The organism is Zunongwangia sp. HGR-M22 (assembly GCF_027594425.1).
Lineage (GTDB): Bacteria > Bacteroidota > Bacteroidia > Flavobacteriales > Flavobacteriaceae > Zunongwangia.
This window is the reverse complement of sequence record NZ_CP115159.1, coordinates 2486236-2508748: the sequence shown is the minus strand read 5'-3', so window position 1 is coordinate 2508748 and position 22513 is coordinate 2486236. Positions and strand designations below refer to the sequence as shown.

Annotated in this window: 23 protein-coding genes, 1 other RNA gene and 1 pseudogene; 16 read left to right on the top strand and 9 right to left on the bottom strand. The window is 34.7% G+C overall.

Going from position 1 to position 22513, the window contains the following annotated elements; translation table 11 throughout:
- Window positions 1–45: 45 nt before the first annotated feature.
- From PBT91_RS11010 to PBT91_RS10990, 5 genes are all read left to right on the top strand, one after another.
- A complete protein-coding gene (locus tag PBT91_RS11010; protein ID WP_270058517.1) occupies window positions 46–1173 on the top strand; it encodes an aldo/keto reductase in 1128 nt (375 codons plus the stop codon).
- Window positions 1173–2279, top strand: a complete 1107-nt coding sequence (locus tag PBT91_RS11005) for an L-dopachrome tautomerase-related protein (protein ID WP_270058516.1) — start codon at window positions 1173–1175, stop codon at window positions 2277–2279. The genes PBT91_RS11010 and PBT91_RS11005 overlap by 1 nt, the downstream gene beginning before the upstream one ends.
- A gap of 201 nt (window positions 2280–2480) precedes the next feature.
- Window positions 2481–2897: an organic hydroperoxide resistance protein gene (locus PBT91_RS11000; RefSeq protein WP_270058515.1), complete on the top strand. Its 417-nt coding sequence runs from the start codon at window positions 2481–2483 to the stop codon at window positions 2895–2897.
- Between the two features lie 215 nt (window positions 2898–3112).
- Complete coding sequence (locus PBT91_RS10995) at window positions 3113–3553, top strand: MarR family winged helix-turn-helix transcriptional regulator (RefSeq protein ID WP_270058514.1); 441 nt, start codon at window positions 3113–3115, stop codon at window positions 3551–3553.
- Window positions 3554–3640: 87 nt separating this feature from the next.
- Window positions 3641–4456, top strand: a complete 816-nt coding sequence (locus tag PBT91_RS10990; RefSeq protein ID WP_270058513.1) for a sugar phosphate isomerase/epimerase family protein — start codon at window positions 3641–3643, stop codon at window positions 4454–4456.
- Between the two features lie 44 nt (window positions 4457–4500).
- Here the strand turns inward: PBT91_RS10990 and PBT91_RS10985 are convergent, their stop codons facing one another.
- From PBT91_RS10985 to PBT91_RS10975, 3 genes are all read right to left on the bottom strand, one after another.
- Entirely contained in the window at window positions 4501–4977 is a 477-nt protein-coding gene (locus PBT91_RS10985) for a nucleoside deaminase (protein WP_270058512.1), read from the bottom strand.
- A gap of 77 nt (window positions 4978–5054) precedes the next feature.
- Entirely contained in the window at window positions 5055–6011 is a 957-nt protein-coding gene (locus PBT91_RS10980; protein ID WP_270058511.1) for a bestrophin family protein, read from the bottom strand.
- Window positions 6012–6099: 88 nt separating this feature from the next.
- Window positions 6100–6510, bottom strand: a complete 411-nt coding sequence (locus tag PBT91_RS10975; protein WP_270058510.1) for a hypothetical protein — start codon at window positions 6508–6510, stop codon at window positions 6100–6102.
- A 308-nt stretch (window positions 6511–6818) separates the two neighbouring features.
- Between PBT91_RS10975 and pyrR the strand changes: the two genes are divergently transcribed.
- From pyrR to PBT91_RS10935, 8 genes are all read left to right on the top strand, one after another.
- The gene (gene pyrR, locus PBT91_RS10970) at window positions 6819–7358 is read left to right on the top strand and encodes a bifunctional pyr operon transcriptional regulator/uracil phosphoribosyltransferase PyrR (RefSeq protein ID WP_270058509.1); all 540 of its coding nucleotides are present in this window, start codon (window positions 6819–6821) and stop codon (window positions 7356–7358) included.
- 8 nt (window positions 7359–7366) lie between these two features.
- Complete coding sequence (locus tag PBT91_RS10965) at window positions 7367–8296, top strand: aspartate carbamoyltransferase catalytic subunit (RefSeq protein WP_270058508.1); 930 nt, start codon at window positions 7367–7369, stop codon at window positions 8294–8296.
- A gap of 43 nt (window positions 8297–8339) precedes the next feature.
- Entirely contained in the window at window positions 8340–8672 is a 333-nt protein-coding gene (locus tag PBT91_RS10960; protein WP_270058507.1) for a ribonuclease Z, read from the top strand.
- Between the two features lie 30 nt (window positions 8673–8702).
- Window positions 8703–9608 carry a ribonuclease Z gene (locus PBT91_RS10955; protein WP_270058506.1) on the top strand — a complete coding sequence of 302 codons (906 nt, stop codon included), beginning with the start codon at window positions 8703–8705 and terminating at the stop codon, window positions 9606–9608.
- 201 nt (window positions 9609–9809) lie between these two features.
- Window positions 9810–10454 carry a pyridoxamine 5'-phosphate oxidase gene (gene pdxH, locus PBT91_RS10950; RefSeq protein ID WP_270058505.1) on the top strand — a complete coding sequence of 215 codons (645 nt, stop codon included), beginning with the start codon at window positions 9810–9812 and terminating at the stop codon, window positions 10452–10454.
- A 2-nt stretch (window positions 10455–10456) separates the two neighbouring features.
- A complete protein-coding gene (locus PBT91_RS10945) occupies window positions 10457–10957 on the top strand; it encodes a SixA phosphatase family protein (protein ID WP_270058504.1) in 501 nt (166 codons plus the stop codon).
- A gap of 2 nt (window positions 10958–10959) precedes the next feature.
- Window positions 10960–13062, top strand: a complete 2103-nt coding sequence (gene ppk1, locus PBT91_RS10940; RefSeq protein ID WP_270058503.1) for a polyphosphate kinase 1 — start codon at window positions 10960–10962, stop codon at window positions 13060–13062.
- Window positions 13059–13946, top strand: a complete 888-nt coding sequence (locus tag PBT91_RS10935; RefSeq protein WP_270058502.1) for a Ppx/GppA phosphatase family protein — start codon at window positions 13059–13061, stop codon at window positions 13944–13946. Before ppk1 ends, PBT91_RS10935 begins: the two co-directional genes overlap by 4 nt.
- Window positions 13947–14017: 71 nt before the next feature.
- Here PBT91_RS10935 and PBT91_RS10930 read toward each other — a convergent pair whose 3' ends face one another.
- Together PBT91_RS10930 and PBT91_RS10925 are read right to left on the bottom strand one after the other, a co-directional pair.
- A complete protein-coding gene (locus tag PBT91_RS10930; RefSeq protein WP_270058501.1) occupies window positions 14018–14599 on the bottom strand; it encodes a tRNA-(ms[2]io[6]A)-hydroxylase in 582 nt (193 codons plus the stop codon).
- 2 nt (window positions 14600–14601) lie between these two features.
- Entirely contained in the window at window positions 14602–16455 is a 1854-nt protein-coding gene (locus PBT91_RS10925; RefSeq protein WP_270058500.1) for a DNA polymerase III subunit gamma/tau, read from the bottom strand.
- A 480-nt stretch (window positions 16456–16935) separates the two neighbouring features.
- Between PBT91_RS10925 and rnpB the strand changes: the two genes are divergently transcribed.
- An RNA gene (gene rnpB / locus PBT91_RS10920) (RNase P RNA component class A) lies at window positions 16936–17257 on the top strand.
- 110 nt (window positions 17258–17367) lie between these two features.
- On the opposite strand, the pseudogene PBT91_RS10915 reads toward rnpB, so the two are convergent.
- The 4 genes and pseudogenes from PBT91_RS10915 to PBT91_RS10900 form a co-directional block, all read right to left on the bottom strand.
- Window positions 17368–17994: pseudogene (locus PBT91_RS10915) on the bottom strand (glycoside hydrolase family 16 protein); the annotation flags it as partial.
- An 82-nt stretch (window positions 17995–18076) separates the two neighbouring features.
- Window positions 18077–18628 (bottom strand): RsmD family RNA methyltransferase, encoded by a 552-nt coding sequence (locus PBT91_RS10910; protein WP_270058499.1) that lies wholly within the window; start codon window positions 18626–18628, stop codon window positions 18077–18079.
- Window positions 18629–19411: a DUF3822 family protein gene (locus PBT91_RS10905; RefSeq protein WP_270058498.1), complete on the bottom strand. Its 783-nt coding sequence runs from the start codon at window positions 19409–19411 to the stop codon at window positions 18629–18631.
- A 16-nt stretch (window positions 19412–19427) separates the two neighbouring features.
- Window positions 19428–20078, bottom strand: coding sequence for a hypothetical protein (locus tag PBT91_RS10900; RefSeq protein ID WP_270058497.1), 651 nt, complete (start codon window positions 20076–20078; stop codon window positions 19428–19430).
- Window positions 20079–20198: 120 nt separating this feature from the next.
- Here PBT91_RS10900 and PBT91_RS10895 point away from each other — a divergent pair, with 120 nt between their 5' ends.
- A complete protein-coding gene (locus PBT91_RS10895; protein WP_270058496.1) occupies window positions 20199–21638 on the top strand; it encodes an ATP-dependent DNA helicase in 1440 nt (479 codons plus the stop codon).
- Between the two features lie 65 nt (window positions 21639–21703).
- A complete protein-coding gene (gene kdsB, locus PBT91_RS10890) occupies window positions 21704–22459 on the top strand; it encodes a 3-deoxy-manno-octulosonate cytidylyltransferase (RefSeq protein ID WP_270058495.1) in 756 nt (251 codons plus the stop codon).
- The last annotated feature ends 54 nt before the right edge of the window (window positions 22460–22513 follow it).

The window sequence follows — 22513 nt, the reverse complement described above, 5'->3', positions numbered from 1 at the left end:
TAGGGATAAAAACAAATTGTTCTGAATTGAATCAAAAATAAAACTATGGCTAACCGAAGAAATTTTATACAGAAGTCAATTTTAGGTTCTGCCGTAATACTGGCGGCACCTTCAATATTAAGTGCAGCAAGCACAGCTAGCGGCGCAATTCCTTCAGCAAAAATTAAAAATAACCATTTACGAGAAAAATTTAAACCCGAATGGAAATTTGGTATGGGTGGCGTTGCTGCCGGAAATGGGTTTCACGTAAATTCAGATGAAGAAATTCGTGGCGCAATGGATGCTGCTTGGGAAAATGGTGTGCGTTATTTCGATACCTCACCTTGGTATGGCTTAGGCATAAGTGAACGCAGAATGGGAAGTTATCTTTTCAATAAAAATCGTGAAGATTTTGTGCTATCTACCAAGGTGGGAAGATTATTAATACCCGATGCTAATTTTAGTATGCCCGATGGTTTATGGAAAGGAAAGTTAAATATGAATTACACATACGATTATTCTGCGGAAGCAACCAGAAAATCGGTTGAAGATAGTTTACATCGTTTAGGTTTGGCTTATTTAGACATTGTTTTTATTCACGATTTATCACCCGATAATCCTGATTTCTCTAGAAGTGATTATGAAAAATATTTTGAACAAGCCAAAAATGGCGCAATGCCCGAGCTCACCAAAATGCGAGAAGAAGGTTTAATTAAAGCTTGGGGATTGGGCGTAAATACTACTGAACCTATTTTAGAAACTATTCAAGTAGCCGATCCTGATATTTTCTTGTCGGCCAAACAATATTCGTTGATTTATCATGAAGATGATTTAAATAACGTTTTTCCGGTATGTGAGCGAGAAGGAATTAGTATTGTGGTTGGAGCACCGTTTAATTCCGGATTTTTAGCAGGGAAAGATAGGTTTGATTATAGCAAAGATATTCCTGAAAAATACTTAGAAAAAAGAGCTGAATTACAAAAAGTAGCCGATAAATATAAGGTAGATTTAGCTACGGCAGCACTTCAGTTTTGTGCCGCGCCTGTTGTTGTTTCAAGTGTGATTCCCGGAGCAAGTTCTGCGGCGCAGTCGGCTGCGAATGCAAAATCGATGTCGGTGAACATACCATCTGATTTTTGGAAAGAATTAAAAACAAAAGGCTTAATAGCTCAAAATGCACCAGAACCCAAATAATGATGAAAACCAGTTTATATTGTATCGTCTTAATGCTCCTTTTTCAACCTGTTGCAGCACAAGAATATCATAGTGATAATCTAGAAACCGTAGCCGATTTAGGCGAATATATGGCCATTGGTCTAAGCGTTTCCTCTGATAATCGCGTTTTTGTATCGTTTCCTTATAGAGAAGGTAAGCCTTATAAATACGGTTTAACAGAAATTATTGAGGGTAAAACCGTTCCGTATCCTAACAAAGCGTGGAATACACATGCTGGTAACGAGAAAAAACGCTTTGTAAAAGTGCAAGATTTGTATGTAGATGCAAACGATATGCTTTGGATACTCGATTCAAAACCATCATCTGGCGGATCTATTTTTGGTGATGACGGAAAAGCGGAAGCAGGAAAGTTTAAGTTGCTGAAAATCAATTTGAAAACTGATGAGTTTGAACACGTCTATTATTTTGAAGATTTAGACAAAACAGTTTCCGGTTTAAATGATATTAGAATTGATACCGATAAACAGCTTGGGTATCTTTCAGATCCCGGACAAGCAGCAGTAGTAATTCTAGATTTAAAAACCGGAAATACACGGACGGTTTTACAAAATATTGAAGCTACTAAAGCGAATCCGGAGGTAGTTTTGACGTATCACGGAAAAGAAATGCGTAACAAAGATGGAAAGCCGTTTAGCTCGAATGTAAATGGAATTGCGCTGACTTCAGACAACAAGTATTTCTACTTCAAACCCATTAATAAATTGAATTTGTATAGAATTGAAACCAAATTTTTAGCCGATGCTTCGCTTTCTGAACGTGAGCTGGAAGCAAAAGTGGAAGATTTGGGCAAAGTTGGTATTACTCACGGCCTGATAGCCGATCAAAAAGGGAACGTTTATTTAACCAATTCTGTAGACTATTCCGTAAAATATGTCAGTCCGAAAGATGGCAAAGTACATACGTTGGTTCAGGATTCTAGATTGCTTTGGCCCGATTCTTTAGGCATAGGAAGTGATGGATTTTTGTATTTTTCGTGTTCGCAATTACAGCGCCAATCGTTTTGGAATGATGGCGAATCTAATGTTGAATTTCCGTATCAGATATTCCGAGTAAAACTTCCATAGAAAATTTACTCGATCATCGAGATTAAATGTTTAGAGACTTGCTAGGAAGTAAGAATTTTTTCTGTTGAATGCCTTGTAAGATCGCTTTTAGAAAATTTATTGTAAACTTTGAGAGAAGCTTAACACTATTGTTAAGCTTCTTTTGATAGATTTGTATCGTACGCGATTTAATCGTTAATGATTTAAAAAAATAAATTAGTTATGAAAACACAATATCAAACCACAGTAGAAGCCACCGGAGGAAGAAATGGACACGTAAAAAGTGAAGACGGATTTGTAGATTTTGACGTTTTAATGCCGAAAGAATTAGGCGGAAATGGAGGAGCTACCAATCCCGAGCAATTATTTGCAGCAGGTTATGCCGCTTGTTTTGATAGCGCTTTAAATTTAGTGATGAGCAAAGCCAAAGTAAAACCCGAAAATCCAACAGTAGTAAAAGCTACCGTAGGAATTGGCCCAAATGATAAAGGCGGATTTCAATTAGCCGTAAAACTTGCGGTAGAAATTCCTGGAGTTGAGAACGAAAAAGCGCAAGAATTGGTAGAACAAGCACACCAAGTTTGTCCGTACTCTAACGCCACTCGCGGAAATATTGAGGTAGAATTAGAAGTAATTTAAATTCAATAGTTCGTCACCCTGAACTTGATTCAGGGTCTCATCGTGAAAAGTTACTGGTCAAACTAAACAAGTTACCTAATTTTCTTCAACTTAAAAGTGAACAGGAACTAAAACTAATAATAAAAAATCCCTTTTTGCTTTACTGCGGAAAGGGTTTTTTTTTATTAATTTTCCAATTGAAAAATAGGGCTGTAAACCTCAAAAATTGCTGAATAATGAGTGAGAAATATGAAAATTTAAAACTGGAAAATCAACTTTGTTTTCCGTTGTATACGGCTTCACGATTAGTGATTCAGCGATATCAGCCAATGTTGAAAGATTTAGATCTTACCTACCCGCAATATTTGGTGTTAATGGTGCTTTGGGAAAAAGATGAGGTAAATTTAAGTACAGTTGCAGAGAAACTTCAGTTACAATCTAACACTTTAACGCCGCTTTTAAAGCGACTTCAGCAACGTGGATATTTAGAGCGAAAACGCTCTGAAACCGATGAACGTAATATTGTAATAACCCTAACCGAAAAAGGAAAAGCTTTAAAAGATCAGGCTTGCGATGTACCCGCAATGTTAGCCGAACAACTTCCATTATCCTTAGATGAAGCAAAAGAATTATACCGATTGTTATACAAAATGATTGGAAAGATGAGTGAAAAGTAGTTCAGTTAAAAACATTTTCAGAATTAACTAGAAACTAACAAGGATTTTAAGAATTGGATTTATCTTTAGGAAGTAAAACGAATTTAGATGAATAAAATTGGAGTTTGCTCTTGGATTTTGGGGATTGAAGATCCTAATAAATTAATGGAAAAAGTAAAATTATTAAATCTTGACGGGATACAGTTTTCTGGAGATTGGCGTAATTACGATGCTAAAGAAATAAGAGCCGCGGCAGATCATTTTGAAATTGAAATTTTTGCCATAGATCCTTACAACTGCGCCCCACCGATTTTAGAGGAGGCGAATAAATCATCGGCAATCGAGTTTTATAAAAAGATGATAGATTTCGCAGTTGAGACAGATGTACCGGTAGTTACGTTACAAGGCTTAGCACAGTGGACTACTAATTGTCCTAATGCTGAAGAAAGTTGGTCGATGTTAGTGGAGTGCTGCAAAACTTTAGATGCCTATGCACAGCTCAAAAAAGTGAAATTAGCTTATGAGTGTGTTAATAGATACGAATCGACGATGATACACACAGTTTCAAAAGGTTTAGATTTAATAAATGCTGTTGGCCACAACAACTTTAGTTTAATATTGGATAGTTTTCATATGCATATCGAAGAAAGCGATCCTATACAGGCGATAAAAGAAGCTTCTGATTTTATGCTTAGTTATCAGATTTCAGATTCTAATCGATCTGGAATAGGCAGAGGGCAGGTAGATTTTGTAAATCATCATGCTGTTTTAGAGGAATTAAATTTTGAAGGACCAATAATGATTGAAGTCGTTTTACCTGAATTGGTTCCTAATGCAACTCCACAGACATCATCACAACTAGAGCGATTAGATGAAGAAATAAGAAGGAGTGCAAGAGTATGGCGTAATTTAAAAGAGAACTAAAATCACCCATAGTTCGTTTTAATAATAAAAAGAAAAACCGAATCTTAATAATCGATTCGGTTTTCTTTTCTGTCCCATTTTTCAAAAACAGGTAAAGCTTCTTCTCGAATTATATTTTCAAAAGGGACTTTTCTATTTTCTATATCCTTATCTAATTCTTCGTAGATAAACTGGTCGTCGAATCCAATTTTTGCAGCATCATTGTGGTTTAGTGCATAAAAGACTTTTTTGGGTCTGGCCCAGTAAATCGCACCCAAGCACATAGGGCAAGGTTCGCAGCTTGTGTATAAAATGCAATCTTCTAATTGAAAAGTATTTAAGTTTTCGCAAGCTCTTCTTATCGCAGTAATTTCAGCATGAGCAGTGGGGTCGTTACTAGAAGTAACGATATTCCATCCTTCAGCAACAATTTCCCCGTCTTTTACAACTACTGCTCCAAAAGGACCTCCTGCTCCGGTGTCCATTCCTTCTTCTGCCAGAGCTATTGCCCGACGCATAAATTTCTTATCTTCTTCAGTCATAAACATTTTTTCTTTTCTTTCTCAAAATTAAATAAAAAAAGACAGTTTTTGAACTGCCATTTTATGGAATAGTTTTTTTATAAAACCACGCCTTCAATTTCTTGTTGTTTTTCAGGAAAATTTTTATCGCCAATCATTTCCTTAAGATTGGTCTCTATAGTTAGACTAATAGCACTAAGGGGAGTGTCGTCCATTCTATTTTCAAAAGGATCTTCTGTTCTTTCTCCGATAGTATCCAATGCAAGGAAGATGAAATTAATAATTAAGGATAAAGGAATATTTATCCATCCTAAATCTTCAATAAAAGCAAAAGGTACCAATGTGCCATGAAGGTATACAAATACTCTCGAGAAGAAACTGTAGGGGCGAGGCATAGGAGTATTTTTAATTCGCTCGCTCATACCTTGGTGATTATTAAATTCGGTTAGAGTTTCATCTAATCTTACAAATCTATAGTCTGAAATCCATCCTTTTCTATAGGCATATTTTAAGTCTTCACTTTGCAGTTGTATTAGATAATTAGGTGGGTTATTTTTATCAAGAAAATTTTTAAATTCTTCTGCGCTTACAAAATCTTTTATATCATCATACCTGTTGGATCCTTCGTAAATTTCAGTTTTATTTTGATTGTAAGGATGTTTAATTCTAAGAAATACTCGCAGGGAATGTACAAAAGCAATGTGGCGATAAATAACATTTCTTTGCCAGTTTGCAATTTCTTGAGATTCCTCATTCTTTGTAGTAAAACTTAGACTAAGAATTTCTCGACCCCAGGCTCTGCTATAGTTAACCAATAGTCCCCAAATTTTACGAGCTTCCCACCATCTATCGTATGCGCTATTGTTTTTGAATCCCAAATAAATAGCAAGCGCTGTGCTTAATGTTGCAACGGCATTAAAAGGAATACTTAAGCTCTTCATCCCAAACTTAATGTGCAATATGTAAACTGCTAGTGATAAAACAAGAAAATAGAGCATAGGTTTCCACATGTAGAAAAAAACCTGCTTCCATTTTAAATTTCTGGCTACAATCATAGAAAATTTTTGATGAAGGTAGTTAAAATGGAAAAGGCAACTTTACTCTTTAGAAAAGATTATAGCTTTATTATGAAACTATATAAAATCACATAAAATTTCTAGCTATAGATCCAAAATTAGCAGGGAGATCTTTACCATTTTTTAAAGGTATAATTTGCGATAATTGCTTTCTCTGATCCAAAATCATTAAATACTCACCAATTAATTGAGCTAATAGCGTTCGATGCGATTTGCTAAGATGGGCCGTATTTATTTGAATATAGTCATCTTTAATTTCTAGATACTTTTTACCTATTGGATTCCAAAAACCTTTGATAGCAACTTTTTCATCGAAAGATTTTAGCGCTGTCAAAAAAATTAAACATTTTTCTTCTTCATAATTCTCTCGAAGGTATTTCTCAATTTCTAAAAAATAAAAACTACTTAACAATATTTCATTGGCACGATTAACAACTCTGGAAAGCTTTCTATTTCCACCATTGTAAATTAATTTCATTTTTGGTCTTTTGTTAGGGTTATGGTTTTATTTTTTTAATAGTTTAAAATGAAAAAAAATCGTTCAATTCTTAAATCAATTCATATTGGGTAACTATTTAAAATTAGCTTATATAAGCTTGAAAATCAAAAAAATATACCTGTTTCTTTACTTTTGTGATTTTACTAGATTTTTATAAGAAATTTTTATTTTTTATTCTGAATAAGCTCTCAAATATTTGATCTTTCAAAAAATGTAGTAATCTAATTTATATTAGAAATGAAAAATACCTTATTTTTGTTTTCCGAACCATCATTTCAATCCAGTATATGAGTCAAAAAGTGCTACTTACCGCTAAAGAAGTGCAAATTATTCTGCAACGACTGGCTTGCCAGCTTGTAGAAAATCATTCTGACTTTTTTAATACTGTTCTTATTGGAATTCAGCCACGAGGTGTTTTTTTACTGAAAAGGCTTCAGGAAATACTAGAGAAGGAATACGAAATCAAAAATCTTAAAACAGGTCAATTGGATATTACTTTTTATCGTGATGATTTTAGAAGAAGTGATAAACCTTTAGAGGCCAATAAAACGAAAATTGATTTTGTAGTTGAAGAAAAGCGCGTTGTTTTTATTGACGATGTTCTTTATACCGGTAGAAGTATACGAGCAGCATTAACAGCGATTCAATCTTTTGGCAGGCCTAAAGAAATTGAGTTACTAAGCTTTATCGATCGTCGTTTTAGCAGACATTTGCCTATTCAGCCAGATTATAATGGAAGACAGGTTGATGCCATAAACGAAGAAAAAGTTTTAGTAAACTGGAAAGAAAATGAGGGTGAAGATATTGTTTACCTTATTTCAAAATAAAAAGCGTAATGAGCGAACTAAGTGTTAACCACTTATTGGGGATTAAGTACTTGCAAAAATCGGATATTGATTTAATATTTAAAACTGCCGATCATTTTAAAGAAATTATTAACCGTCCTATTAAAAAAGTTCCTTCATTACGTGATATTACGATAGCTAATCTGTTTTTTGAAAATAGTACAAGAACCCGACTTTCTTTTGAACTTGCCGAGAAACGATTAAGTGCAGATACCATCAATTTTTCTGCCGCTTCTTCTTCAGTAAAAAAAGGAGAAACACTTATCGACACCGTTAATAACATTCTTTCTATGAAGGTTGATATGGTTGTGATGAGGCATCCTAACCCTGGTGCAGGGATTTTTCTTTCAAAACATGTTAATGCCAGTATCGTAAATGCAGGAGACGGTGCTCACGAGCACCCAACACAAGCACTGTTAGATTCTTATTCTATACGAGAACGGTTAGGAGATGTTGCCGGTAAAAACGTAGTGATCGTTGGCGATATTCTTCATAGTAGGGTGGCACTTTCTAATATATTTGCTTTAAAACTTCAGGGAGCAAATGTAAAAGTTTGTGGACCTAAGACTTTAATTCCAAAATATATCGAATCTTTAGGAGTAGAAGTAGAAACTAATCTTATAAAAGCTTTAGAATGGTGCGATGTCGCTAATATGTTACGAGTGCAAAACGAGCGCATGGATATTAGTTATTTTCCTTCAACACGAGAGTATACTCAGCAATTCGGTTTAAATAAGAAAATCCTTAACAGCTTAAATAAAGAAATTGTAGTAATGCATCCCGGGCCCATTAATCGCGGAGTAGAGATTACGAGTGATGTAGCCGATAGCGATCAGGCAATTATTTTAGATCAGGTTCAAAATGGGGTTGCAGTAAGAATGGCTGTTATTTATTTATTAGCTTCAAAGATCAAGCAATAGATTTTATTTTTTAAATTAGTAGATCTTACTTAAAAAGAAGCTGATGAAAATTGAAAAGAAATCAAACTATCTATTAATCACCGATGCAAAAGATTCAATAACAGATTTTGCATCGCGTTTAACTACAAATCATCACGAATTTGAGGATGAAAATGTTATTATAGATATTTTAAATCATGAGCAGTTAGAATTAGAGCAATTACTTGGATTCTTAGAACTTTCAACAGTACATCGTGCTCATAAAAAATCTTTCGTGATTGCCAATAATTCTATAGATATAGATAAAATACCAGAAGAATTATTCGTGGCACCAACATTAAAAGAGGCAGAAGATATAATCCAAATGGAAGAGCTTGAACGAGAGCTAGGATTTTAAATAAATTCTAGCCGTTTAAATTTATTCTGAATGAAGATTGACATATTAGGCTGTTATGCAGCCACGCCACGTTCGCTCACCAATCCTACATCGCAGGTTTTAACTTTGCAAAACCAAATGTTCCTTATTGATTGTGGGGAAGGAACCCAGGTACAACTGCGTAAAAATAAGATCAAATTCGGCAAAATCGAGCATATTTTTATTTCACATTTGCATGGTGATCATTTTTATGGTTTGATAGGTCTTATCTCTACATTTATGCTGCTGAACAGAGAGAAGGAACTGCATGTATATGGTCCCAAAGGAATTAAAGAAGTTATTTTGCTTCAACTTAAATTATCGAATGCCTGGACGCCATATCCACTTTATTTTCACGAATTATCTTCAACAAAGCCTGAGAAAATTTACGAAAACGAAAAGCTTACCATAGAAACTATTCCGCTAGTGCATAGAGTGTACACAAATGGATTTTTGTTCAAAGAAAAAGAAGGAGATCGTAAACTGTTAATCGAAGAAGCTCGAAAGCATAAGATCAATGTGGCACTTTTTAAAAGCCTTAAAAAGGGTAAAGATGTAATTTCTGAAGATGGAGAATTGATAAAAAACGAGATGGTAACCAAAGCTGGAGAGGCTCCTAAAAGTTATGCATTTTGTAGCGATACTGCTTTTTCTGAAGAAATTATTCCGCAGATAGCGAATATTGATGTGTTGTATCACGAATCTACCTTTTTGCAGGAACAATTGAAATATGCAAATCCTACTAAACATAGTACAGCAATGCAGGCCGCCACAATTGCGAAGAGAGCCAATGTAAAAAAACTGATTTTGGGACATTATTCTACGCGTTATCCTGATATTGAGATTTTTAAATCTGAAGCAGAACAAGTATTTCCAAATGTTTCTCTAGCAGAAGATGGTAAGAGTTTTGAGTTTTAATTCAGAGTAAAATAATCTACTTTAAATTTTTATAAAATATTGATAAAGCTAGACCTATTTTTTCTGGCTTATTTCTAAAACTCGTAAATTGCAGTACGCTGCACCTACCAAGGTCTGCATGATTTTATAAATATTAAAATGACTTCGATTTCGAGATTTTCAAGTAAAATCTTAAATCAATCAAAACTGAAAAATTAAGCGATGAGCAAAAATCTTCAGGATTATAGACAATCTTACGAAAAAAGCGAATTATTAGAGAGCAGCATTCCAGATAATCCTTTTACTTTATTTGAGCAGTGGTTTAACGAAACCGAAGCCGAAGGCGGTTCAGGAGAAGTTAATGCTATGACGATTTCCACGGTTGGGTTGGATGGTTTTCCAAAATCTCGGGTAGTTCTTTTAAAATCATATAGCAAAGATGGTTTTATATTTTATACCAATTTTAATTCTGAAAAAGGAAAGTCTATTGCTAGTAATCCGCGTGTTTGTATTTCGTTTTTTTGGCCGTCTACAGAGCGACAGGTAATTGTAAAAGGAATGGTGGAAAAAGTAGATGAAGAAACTGCCACTGAATATTACCACTCCCGTCCCAGAGGAAGTCAGCTAGGAGCTTGGGCATCGCCCCAAAGTTCAGAAATTGCATCTAGAGAGGTATTGGAAGAAAATCTCGCTGAGGTGGAGCAAAAATATGAAGGCAAAGAGGTTCCTAAGCCTCAACATTGGGGAGGCTATATTGTGAAACCTTTAAATATAGAATTCTGGCAGGGTAGAAAAAATAGGTTGCATGATCGTATTACTTTCAATTTAGAAGATGCGAAATGGAATTCTAAACGCTTAGCACCGTAATAATGAAACGTCTAATAATAGTAAGACACGGTAAATCGTCTTGGAAACATGATGTTGAAGATTTAGAGCGGCCTTTAAAGAAAAGAGCCTACAAAGATGCTGAAGTTGTTTTGAGCGTTTTTAAACCATATTACGATCAAAATGTCAATAAAGCTAAAGCTACTTTTTGGAGTAGCCATGCCGTAAGAGCTCATGAGACTGCTAAAATTTTTAAGGATAAATTGGCTGTGGATAATAAAGATTTTGAAGTGATAGAAAGTCTATATACTTTTAATTACTCCCGATTAAAGAAAGTGATTCAAAATGCTCCAGATTCCACAGAAACACTTATCATTTTTTCGCATAATCCGGCAGTTACCAGTTTTGTAAATCATGCAGGGCATGCCACATATGATAATATCCCTACTACCGGCCTGTGCGTTATCGAATTTAATAAGGATAGTTGGCAATCCATTTCATCAGGTAAAACATTATTAACTTTATTTCCAAAGAATTTACGCTAAGTATGCAGGAAAATAAATACATCAATCGAGAATTAAGTTGGCTTCAATTTAATAATAGAGTTTTGCAGGAAGCGGAAGACGAATCGGTACCGCTTATAGAACGTCTTCGATTTTTAGGGATTTTCAGTAATAATTTAGATGAATTCTTTAAAGTGCGTTACGCTACAGTAAAACGTATTGATTTAGCAGGGAAAACGGGGAAAAGTGCATTAGGTGGTGTAAAAGCAAGTAAATTACTTGAGGATATTACCAAGGAAGTAATTAAACAACAATCTGAAAGTTTAAAAATATTAGATAAAATTCAGCATAGACTTCGTGATGAGCATGGCATTTGCGTTATCAATGAAAAAGAAGTTTCTGAATCGCAGCAAAAATTTGTAAAAGATTATTTTCTGTCTCATGTAAGTCCGGCGCTTGTGACGATCGTTTTAAATGATTTGGAAGAATTACCCAGCTTAAAAGATAGTGCAGCTTATCTAGCGGTCACTATGGAAATGAAGTCTCCAAAATCGTCAAGAAAACTTACAAATATTGTTAGCAAAAAAGAGCGTAAATATGTTTTAATCGAAATTCCAAGGAGTATCGAGCGCTTTGTAATGTTGCCATCAGATGATGAGAAGCAGTATATAATTATCTTGGACGATCTTATTAGATATAACCTAAATAGTATATTTAATATTTTTGAATATGAAACCATCTCTGCACATATGATAAAAATTACCAGAGATGCCGAGCTGGATATTGATAGTGATCTGAGTAAAAGTTTTATTGAAAAAATTTCTGAAAGCGTAAAAGATAGAATTAAAGGAGATCCTGTTCGTTTCGTTTACGATAAAAATATCGATAAGGATACCTTAAAATATTTAATGAATAAAATGGGAATAGATCATGCCGATAGTATTATTCCCGGTGGTAGATACCATAATAGGCGTGATTATATGGGATTTCCTAGATTAGGTAGCAAAAAGTTGCTTTATGATACTAAAGAAGCCTTACCCATCCCGGGATTAGCATTACAAGCCAGCTTAATAAACGGGGTAGGTAAAAAGGATCATTTGCTTTACGCGCCTTACCAAAGTTTCTCTTATGTCGTTAAATTTTTGCGTGAAGCTGCTTTAGATCCTCGCGTAAAAACAATAAAGATCACAATATACCGCCTCGCCAAAATATCGCACATTGCGAGTTCTTTAATAAATGCAGTTAAAAATGGCAAAAAGGTACTGGTACAAATAGAGCTTAGAGCGCGTTTTGATGAAGCTGCCAATATCAAATATGCCGAGCAGATGCAGCGAGAAGGAGTAAAGCTTATATTCGGCGTTCCCGGCTTAAAAGTACACTGCAAAACCTGTGTAATAGAACGTGAAGAAAGTAATGGTAAATTAAAGAAATATGGCTTTATAAGTACTGGGAACTTTAATGAGTCTACTTCTAAAATGTATACCGATTACACCTTGTTTACCGCTAATCAGGAGATTTTAAAAGAAGTGAACAAAGTTTTCGACTTTTTTGAAACCAATTATAAAGTAAGTAAATACCGCCATTTAATTGTTTCTCCGCACTATACAAGAACAGTGTTGAATAAGCTTATTCAAAATGAAATAGATAATCAATTACAAGGGAAAGCAGCCGGTATAAAGTTAAAGCTCAATAGTCTTTCAGATTATCCAATGATCGATAAATTATACCAGGCAAGTCGAGCCGGTGTGAAGGTAAAACTGATAGTAAGAGGAATTAATTGTTTAATTCCGGGATTGCCAGGTATGAGTGAGAATATCGAATCGATAAGTATAATAGATAAGTTTTTGGAACATCCCCGCGTTTATATCTTTGAAAATGCAGGAAACCCTAAAGTATTTATTTCTTCAGCAGATTTAATGAATAGGAACTTAGATAATCGAGTAGAAATCGCTTGCCCAATTTACGATCACGATATCAAGCAGGAAATCATTGATGGTTTCGAAATTAGTTGGAGTGACAATGTGAAAGCCCGTGTTTTTTCAGAAAAGCAAAATAATGCTTACCGTAAAAAGACAAAACCTATAATTCGTTCTCAGGAAGCTTTATACGATTATTATGTAAATAAGAATGAAAATTTTAAACAGTGATAGTACAAAAGAATTATGCCGCTATAGATATTGGCTCTAACGCCATAAGATTGTTAATATCAACCATTACTGAAAAAGAAGGAATAGAACCCAATTTTAGAAAAACTTCTTTGGTACGTGTTCCTATTCGATTGGGAGCCGATGTATTTTTGAAACAAAACATATCAGAAAATAATCAAAACCGAATGCTGGATGCCATGCATGCCTTTAGTTTATTGATGAAAGCGCATGGTGTAGAGAAATACAAGGCTTGTGCGACTTCGGCAATGCGAGAAGCTAAAAACGGTGATGAGGTTACAGAGATGCTCAAAGAAAAAACTGGTGTAGAGATTGAAATTATAGACGGTACACACGAAGCTGCTATTATTGCTGCTACAGACTTACATGCTTTAATTCAGGATGATCATAATTACCTTTATGTAGATGTTGGTGGGGGAAGCACCGAGTATACGTTTTACAGTAATGGTAAAAGTATCGCTTCGCGTTCTTTTAAAGTGGGTACGGTGAGATTATTAAATGATCTGGTAGAAAATAAAACCTGGCGAGAAATGGAATCTTGGGTAAGGGAAAACTCGAAAGGCCTAGAAGATATTAGCTTAATTGGTTCTGGCGGAAATATCAACAACATTTTTAAGAATAGCGGTAAAAAGGATGGAAAGCCTTTAAGTCTTTCCTATCTAAAGAAATACGATGAATTATTAAATAGCTATACCTACGAGGAAAGAATAACTGAATTAGATTTAAAAAATGACCGTGCAGATGTTATAATTCCTGCTTCCAGGATTTATTTAAATTCTATGAAGTGGGCAAAAGCAGCACAAATATTTGTACCTAAAATAGGTTTGGCAGATGGAATTATTAAATCCCTTTACCATTCTAGTTAGCTAGAATTAATACTTCGGAAATAAAAAATGGCGGTAAATTATTACCGCCATTTTAATATCGTAAATAAGGATTAACCGTGAATAGTTTCTTTACTTCCTAAGCCCTGGATCATTTTCCCTTCAAATTCTAAAAGATCGTTCCATTTTTTATCTACAATTTCTCGATCACCATATTTTCGGGCAAATTTTAGAAACATTGTATAGTGATTGGCTTCACTAATCATTAAATTTTTATAAAATTCGGCTAATTCTTTATCTTCAAGCTTTTCGCTAAGCAATCTAAAACGTTCACAACTTCTGGCTTCAATAAGTCCTGCAATTAATAATCTATGAATAAGCTGAGTTTCCCGACTTCCACCTTTAGGAAAGAATTTTAAAAGCTGCACTACATATTCGTCTTTACGATCCCATCCCATTTCAATATTTCGCTCTAAAATTTTATCATGCACCATTTTAAAATGTCCCATTTCTTCACGCGACAACGCAACCATGGCAGTAACCAACTCTGGATATTCAGGATATGTTACGATAAGTGATATAGCCGTCGAAGCAGCTTTTTGCTCACACCAGGCGTGATCTATTAAAATTTCTTCAATATTTTTATTGGCAATGTCTGCCCATCTGGGATCTGTAGGAAGTTTTAAACCAAGCATAATTATACGTCTAAATCAAAAGTTGTTCGTAATTTATCTAAAAGCGGATTTTTTTCTTTTAGCTTATTGTACTTTTCTATTGGCGTAAATACAAATTTTTTCGCAGTGGTTTCGTTCACATCTATCACCAAAGAAATAGTAGTGTTCTTTAACCTCGCCTTTAAGAAGCCCATCAATTTATGTTGACCTCTTTCTAAATCCATTTTCATCGATTCGGCGGGCAGTTCTAAATGAATTTCGTTATTTCCTTTTAGCGTAGGAAGATCTGTCTCTAAAATCGATGCTAAAATTTTTTCTCCATGTTTCTTTAGTCGGTGCACGTAATCATCCCAAGCCGCTTGTAATTGAGCTTCAGTAAATTTCTCGGTCATTACCGCTTCGCGCTCTGGTGCTTTATCTTTTACCTGTGCTTCAAGCTCTTTTTTCTTTCGAATGCTCGCAAGAGAAAGTCCAGAAACCCGTTCTTTTTTTATTTCAGGATCAGTAACTGGCTTTGTTTTTGGAGCTTCGTTCTGTTCAGGTTCAATTTTAGTGCTTTCAGTCTTTTTAGGTTCTTCTTCAGAAGCTTTTGGAACTTCATTTCTGAAGTATTCCTGATTTTCTGGTTTTGTTTCTGGTAAGCAACTATCGTTTTCTGTACGATTTTCTACAGAAGGTTGTTGTGAGACTTCAGGGGCAGCATTATTTTGTCCATATTCGTTATTTCTGATAATCGATTTTTCTTCTTTTGAGATCGATTTAGCAGGTTGTTCGAACTGGCTAGCCGGAACTATTTTAGGATTGCTGTTTTTTTTTTCTCCGTCGAAGGTGACAGAGGCAATTTGCATTAATGTTAATTCGACCAAGAGTCGTTGATTTCGACTACTTTTATATTTCAAATCACATTCATTAGCCAAATCTATTGCCTGAAGCAAAAATTGCTGAGAGGTCTTTTGAGATTGTTCGAAATATTTTGCTTTAGTCTGCTCACCAACTTCTAAAAGCTGAATGGTTCTTTGATCTTTACAAACTAATAGATCCCTAAAATGGGAAGCTAAGCCGGCGATAAAATGATGACCATCAAATCCATTGGATAAAATATCATTAAATAATACCAGCAATTGCGGAATGTTGTTTTCTAAAAGAAGATCAGTTACCTGCATGTAGGTATCGTAATCTAATACATTCAGGTTTTCTGTAACGGCCTGCCTTGTTAGGTCTTTTCCGCTAAAACTTACTACACGATCGTAAATAGAAAGCGCATCACGCATTGCACCATCTGCTTTTTGAGCAATAATTTGTAGCGCATCTTCTTCAGCATTAACGCCTTCCTGCTCAGCGATATATTTTAAATATTCTTTAGCGTCTGTAACCGTAATTCTTTTGAAATCAAATATCTGGCAACGCGAAAGAATTGTTGGGATTATCTTGTGTTTCTCGGTTGTGGCGAGGATAAAAATCGCATGTTTTGGTGGTTCTTCTAAGGTCTTCAGAAATGCATTAAAAGCCGAAGTAGATAACATGTGAACCTCGTCGATAATATACACTTTATATTTCCCTACCTGAGGCGGTATCCTAACCTGATCGATAAGGTTTCTAATATCATCAACCGAGTTGTTAGAGGCGGCATCCAGCTCGAAAATATTAAAAGCAAAATCTTCATCAGGACTTTGGGTGCCGTCATGATTAATCATTTTTGCCAAGATTCGGGCACAGGTAGTTTTTCCCACTCCACGCGGACCAGTAAATAATAAAGCCTGGGCTAGGTGATTGTGAGCAATAGCATTAGCCAATGTATTGGTTATTGCCTGCTGCCCAACTACATCTTTAAAGGTTTGTGGCCTGTATTTACGTGCCGAAACTACAAAATGCTCCATCTAACAAGTTTGAAAGGCAAATATAAAAATCACCTGCTTAACTTCTAAAATCTGAAGTAGTATTTATAAACAAATCATCAATTTTATAAAAGTTGGTTGAAAAAGAGATAACCGTATAAAAGATGAAAAATAGAAATGAGAAGGCGTAAAATTAAATGATATCTTTTTTAAAGAGGCAAGAGACAAGAGACAAGAGACAAGAGACATGAGCCAAGAATGTTTTAATTTGAAAATCTGTTAATGCGTGGGTTTGAATATATTTAAATAGTCTTTTTAAAGGGATGCAAAGAATTATAAGGTCTTGTCTTCACCTTGAACTTAATTCAGCGCCTCATTATAAGATTCCAGCTCAATTGCGGAATGACGAAAATGCTATGATGTTAGAAATCGCGAATAAAGAATTGTTTTTTCTGCTTACCCCCATCCGTAAACTGTAAACTTTTATCTAAACTTTCAATTTAAATTAAATACATTTGCAGCCAAGCAGGTCGGCCCTATCGCTAAGCTCATATTTGCGGCTTAGAGGAAAGTCCGGACACCGTAGAGCAGCATAGTGGGTAACGCCCACCGGTCGTGAGGCCAGGACAAGTGCAACAGAAAGAATGTACAGGTAATGCTGTAGTGAAACCAGGTAAACTCTATGCGGTGCAATGCCATGTAAACCAACACTATCAAATTGCTCGTTTGTCGTTGGAGGGTAGGCAGCTAAAGATCTTTGGTAACAAGGTTCGTAGATAAATGACTAGGGCATCCTGATGTATTTCAGGGTGAACAGAATCCGGCTTACAGACCTGCTTTTTTATATACTCTTACATAGTCTATTAAAAATTCTTGCGGAAAAATATTATTATCGATTTTTCCTGCCCAATTTCCTCCTAAAGCCAAATTTATAATTAAGAAAAATGGCTTTCTAAAAGGATTATTTTCGGTATCCGCTTCATCAATCTTAAAAGTATAATAGATATGATCGTCAAAAGAAAATTCTATTTTTTCTGAATCCCAGTTTATTCCATAGCGATGAAAATCTTCAGTAGGGGAGGTTTTTAGAGTTAATTGCTCTCCTTCGCTTTTTATTTTAGAACCTTTCCCGTGTGGATAATGCACTGTTGCATGTATGGTATTGGGATCTTTCCCCACAAATTCTAAAATGTCGATTTCGCCACTATAAGGCCATTCGACATCGTAAAAGTTGGATCCAAGCATCCAAATTGCCGGCCAAACGCCTTTTCCCTGCGGAAGTTTAGCACGCACTTCAATTTTACCAAAATTTAGATCGAATTTTTTATGCGTATATAAACTTGCGGATGTGTAAAAAGCCTTTTCTGTATTATAACGGTAGTTTTGAATATCTCGATCGTACTTTTTATTACTATATTCTTCTTTTCTAGCGATGATTTTTAGAACATCGTCCTTAACAATTGCATTCTTTTTTCTTTTCGTGTAGTACTGCTCTTCAAGATTGCGAACAAAGCCGGTTTCATGTGTCCATTTATCCTTATCGGGTTTGCCGCGATAATCAAATTCATCGCTCCAAATCATCTCGTATTCCTGGGCACTCATACTCATAGATAATAAAGCTATGATTGTAAGAAAATAGCATAGAAAATTAGCTTTAGTATTTCTAATCTTCTTCACTAGTTTTATAAAAAAATGAAAAAACAGAACCTCCATAACCTCTCTTTTCTACAAAATTTGGGCCATTAGATAGATCGGTGTGTTTTCCAGACTCTATAATTAGCATTCCGTCTTCAGTAAGCAGGTTATTTTCAAATACGAGAGCAGCGATTTTTAAAAATTCTTCTGTTGAAAAATTATAGGGAGGATCGGCAAATATCACATCTGCTTTAATAGGAGCTTTTTCTAAATATTTAAAAACATCGCTCTTTATCGCGGTAATGGAGTAATCTAACTCGTTAGCTGTTTTTTTAATGAATTTTACACATTCATAATTTCCATCTATCGAAGTGATTTTTTCAGCTCCTCGAGAAGCAAATTCGTAAGAGATATTTCCTGTTCCAGAAAATAGGTCTAAAATAGTTAAAGCACTAAAATGATAATGGTTATTAAGGATATTGAATAATCCTTCCTTAGCCATATCTGTTGTTGGCCGAACCGGTAATTTTTTGGGTGCTATAATTCTTTTTCCTTTATTACTTCCTGAAATGATGCGCATTTAAAGTGTATTTAAAAGTATGTATTCTTCAGATTTATTAATATTCCAACCTTCTTCGATTTCGTATGATATTTCTGAAGATAAAAAGATTATATGCTGAATGTAATCTTGAAGCAATTTGTAAATCTCGTCTTCTTTGTGAATTTCTCCACTTAGATTTAAACTGAATTTTTTAGGATCTAAGTTTAACTGCTCAGCAATAAAAAGAAGGTAATATAAATAATCTTCTCCTGTAGAATAACTAAAACTATTACATACTAATAACTTCCCATCTTCAATAGCAAATAAGTCGAGCTGTTTATTGCGATTATGGGCGTAAATTTTTATGCCTTTGTGATCTTCAAAAGAAAGAAATTTATGCAGCAAAATAGACAGATGATGTGAATATTCGAATTCTCCATACTTTTCAAAAAAGTAATTAAGAATATTGGTATACGGGATATAAATATTTACAATTTGATTATCGTCAATTTCATCTATGGCAACAAAGTCTGTTTTGAGAATTTTAGTATTGAATTTTAGGTAGGAAGCAGCGGCATCTTCCTGAAACCATTTCTTGGGAACTAGCGTAAATAATGTGTTGCAAAAACACAATTTTACCTCGTTAACGGGAGTTTTTAGTTGTGATTGCGTGTTGTATTCTTCTTCGATTTTTTGCAGAAGATTTATAGGATCCAGTTCTTTATCGAAGATTTTTTTGTGATAATAAACAATGGTGTTTGATTCTGTATTTAGGATACAAAAAGAAAGTCCATTCAGGCTAACCTGAATGGACAGTTTCAAAAAAATATTTTCTTGATTATTGGTCACCATATGTTTGTGGCCAGTTTCCAGTAGTACTAACTTCTTCCATAGAACCTACTTTGATATAACGACCATTTACTTCTTCTACAGATTGCGCTTCGTTCTCCTGAAGGATTAATTGTTTATCCTGATCGAAAAGAATTACACTTTTTGCAACTCTTGCTTCAAAAACCGGTATTTTGTTACCTCCTTTTGAAATAGATCCTGCTTCTAGTTCAATTTTACCATCGGCACCTTTAATTGGTATATTGATCATTTTAGTATAACGATCACGATCGCCTTTGTATAAAGAGTCTTTTACAGGTATGAAATCTAATGTATCAATAAGAACTTTTTCAATATACTCATCTACACCATAAGCTTTTTTATACTCTTCATCTAATACGGTAGTATCTCTACGTTGAGTAATAGCAAATTCTGCTGTATCAATAAACTGAACTAATTTATCGAAATCATCTTCAAAACCACCCACAATTTCTTTATGAGCAAGTTCGGCAGATCTAATGTCTTTAAGGTGTTCAATTACTTTGGGGTAACGTTGTTCTTTAACCTTATTGAATTGAATTGGTCGGTATACAGCGTCGAAAGTTAACCAAGCCAGAAAAGCTATAACCGCCCACAATAGTAATTGAATTACAAGTCTCATGCTTTTAAGAAATTAATTTAAGTTATTAGAGTTATACGACAAATCTACAATTTTTTTTTATTCGTAAAAGTTTCTTGCCTAAAAATCCATGATTATCTTTGGTTTTTTGAAGATTCAGCTATGGAAAAACCGAATGTTTCAGCATTCTATAAAATTTTAATTAATGATTTGGGGTTCCAACCGCGTGCAAAACAGGATATTGCATTGCAACAACTCTCTAAATTTGCGGTAGATGGATGTAATGAAGACCTTTTTTTACTTAAGGGGTTTGCAGGTACTGGTAAGACAACAATTATCAGTGCTTTGGTTAAAAATCTATGGAAAATAAAAAAATCTGGTGTGTTAATGGCACCAACGGGACGTGCAGCCAAGGTAATTGCCAATTACTCCAAGCGAGAAGCTTTTACTATTCATAAAAAGATCTATTTTCCTAAGAAAACAGGGGGTAGTGGAGTACAATTTGTGTTACAGCCCAATAAGCACAAGGATACTATTTTTATTGTAGATGAGGCTTCTATGATCGCAGATCACCCAGGTGATTCTAAAAACTTTGATAATGGCTCTTTGCTTGATGATGTTATTGAATATGTGTACAGTGGGCGTAATTGCCAGTTGATATTTATAGGTGATACGGCTCAGCTACCACCGGTGAAAATGGATATGAGTCCTGCACTAGATCAAGATAAATTACGCACCGGTTTTTTTAAAGAAGTAGGACATATCGAGTTAGACGAGGTTGTGCGGCAAAGTGAAGAAAGTGATATTCTGCATAACGCAACACTTATTAGGGAAGCTATTCGAGAAGAATTTTACGATAGTTTTAAATTTGAATTAGGTCCTAAAGCCGATGTTGTTAGGCTTGTTGATGGTTATGAGATTATGGAAGCTATACAGGATGCCTATCATACTTTGGGGAACGAAGATTGTAGTATTATTGTTCGATCTAATAAACGCGCTAATCAATACAATCAGCAAATAAGATCCCGAATTATGTTTCAGGAAGAAGAAATTTCAGCGGGGGATTATTTAATGGTGGTTAAGAATAATTATTTTTGGGTAAAGCCAACTTCAGAAGCAGGATTTATTGCCAATGGCGATATTGTAAAAGTTTTAGAGATTTTTGCCATTAAAGAGCTTTACGGGTTTCGATTTGCTGAAGTTTCTGTACAAATGGTTGATTATCCAAAAATGAGGCCTTTTGAAACTGTGGTTATGTTAGACACCTTAACAAGTAATACTCCTTCACTAACCTTTGAAGAATCCAATCAACTGTATCAGGAGGTAATGAAAGATTATGAAGAGGAAACTGCGAAGTATAAAAAATTCTTAAAGGTAAAGAATAATAAATATTTTAATGCACTACAGGTTAAATTCTCGTATGCCATAACCTGTCATAAAAGTCAGGGTGGGCAATGGAATACTGTCTTTATAGAACAACCATATTTACCTAACGGAGTAGGGAAAGAATATTTGCGATGGCTGTATACGGCGGTTACACGTGCAACTGATAAACTGTATTTAATAGGTTTTAAAGATGATTTTTTTGTTACGCAGGATTAACGAAACTTAAACAGCGGCAGCATAATTAAAACCTTAATTTTGTAAAAAATAATCAAAAATTTTTGATGAAAGAAAAACTTAAGATAATAGCCATGATTCCCGCGCGCTATGATGCTTCTAGATTTCCTGGAAAATTAATGGAAGATCTAAACGGCAAGCCGGTAATCCAAAGAACATACGAAGCCGCAAAAAAAACAGGACTTTTTGACGAGGTGTATATCGTTACCGATAGTGATAAAATCTTCGATACTGCTATAGCATTTGGCGGTAAAGTTATTAAAAGCAAGGAGGAGCACGATTGTGGCAGTGATCGTCTTGCAGAAGCTGTTCACGATATAGATGTAGATATTGTTGTTAATGTTCAGGGAGATGAGCCTTTTATCGATAAAAATAGTTTGATACGATTGCTAAATGTTTTTGCTGAGGACGATGCAGCCAGTATAGACCTGGCATCTTTAAAAGTTGGTTTAGAAGATAGCGATGAAATTACCAATCCTAATAATGTAAAGGTAATTACCGATAATAATGGCTACGCTTTGTATTTTTCGAGATTTCCAATTCCTTATCCAAGAAATACCGAAGCTAAAGTTATGTATTATAAACACATTGGTATTTATGCATTTAGAAAACAAGCTTTATTAGACTTCCGCAATTTGCCCATGCTTCAGTTAGAAAATGCTGAAAAAATTGAATGTATTCGATATTTAGAATATGGTAAAAACATAAAGATGGTAGAAACCGAAATGCAAACAATCGGTATTGATACGCCAGAAGATTTAGATAAAGCAAGGAATTATTTGAAGAATGATAGCGATCAATAGATAGACTCTTCAATAGTAAAGAATTCGATCACAAAAGATGATTAATAGAAAAGG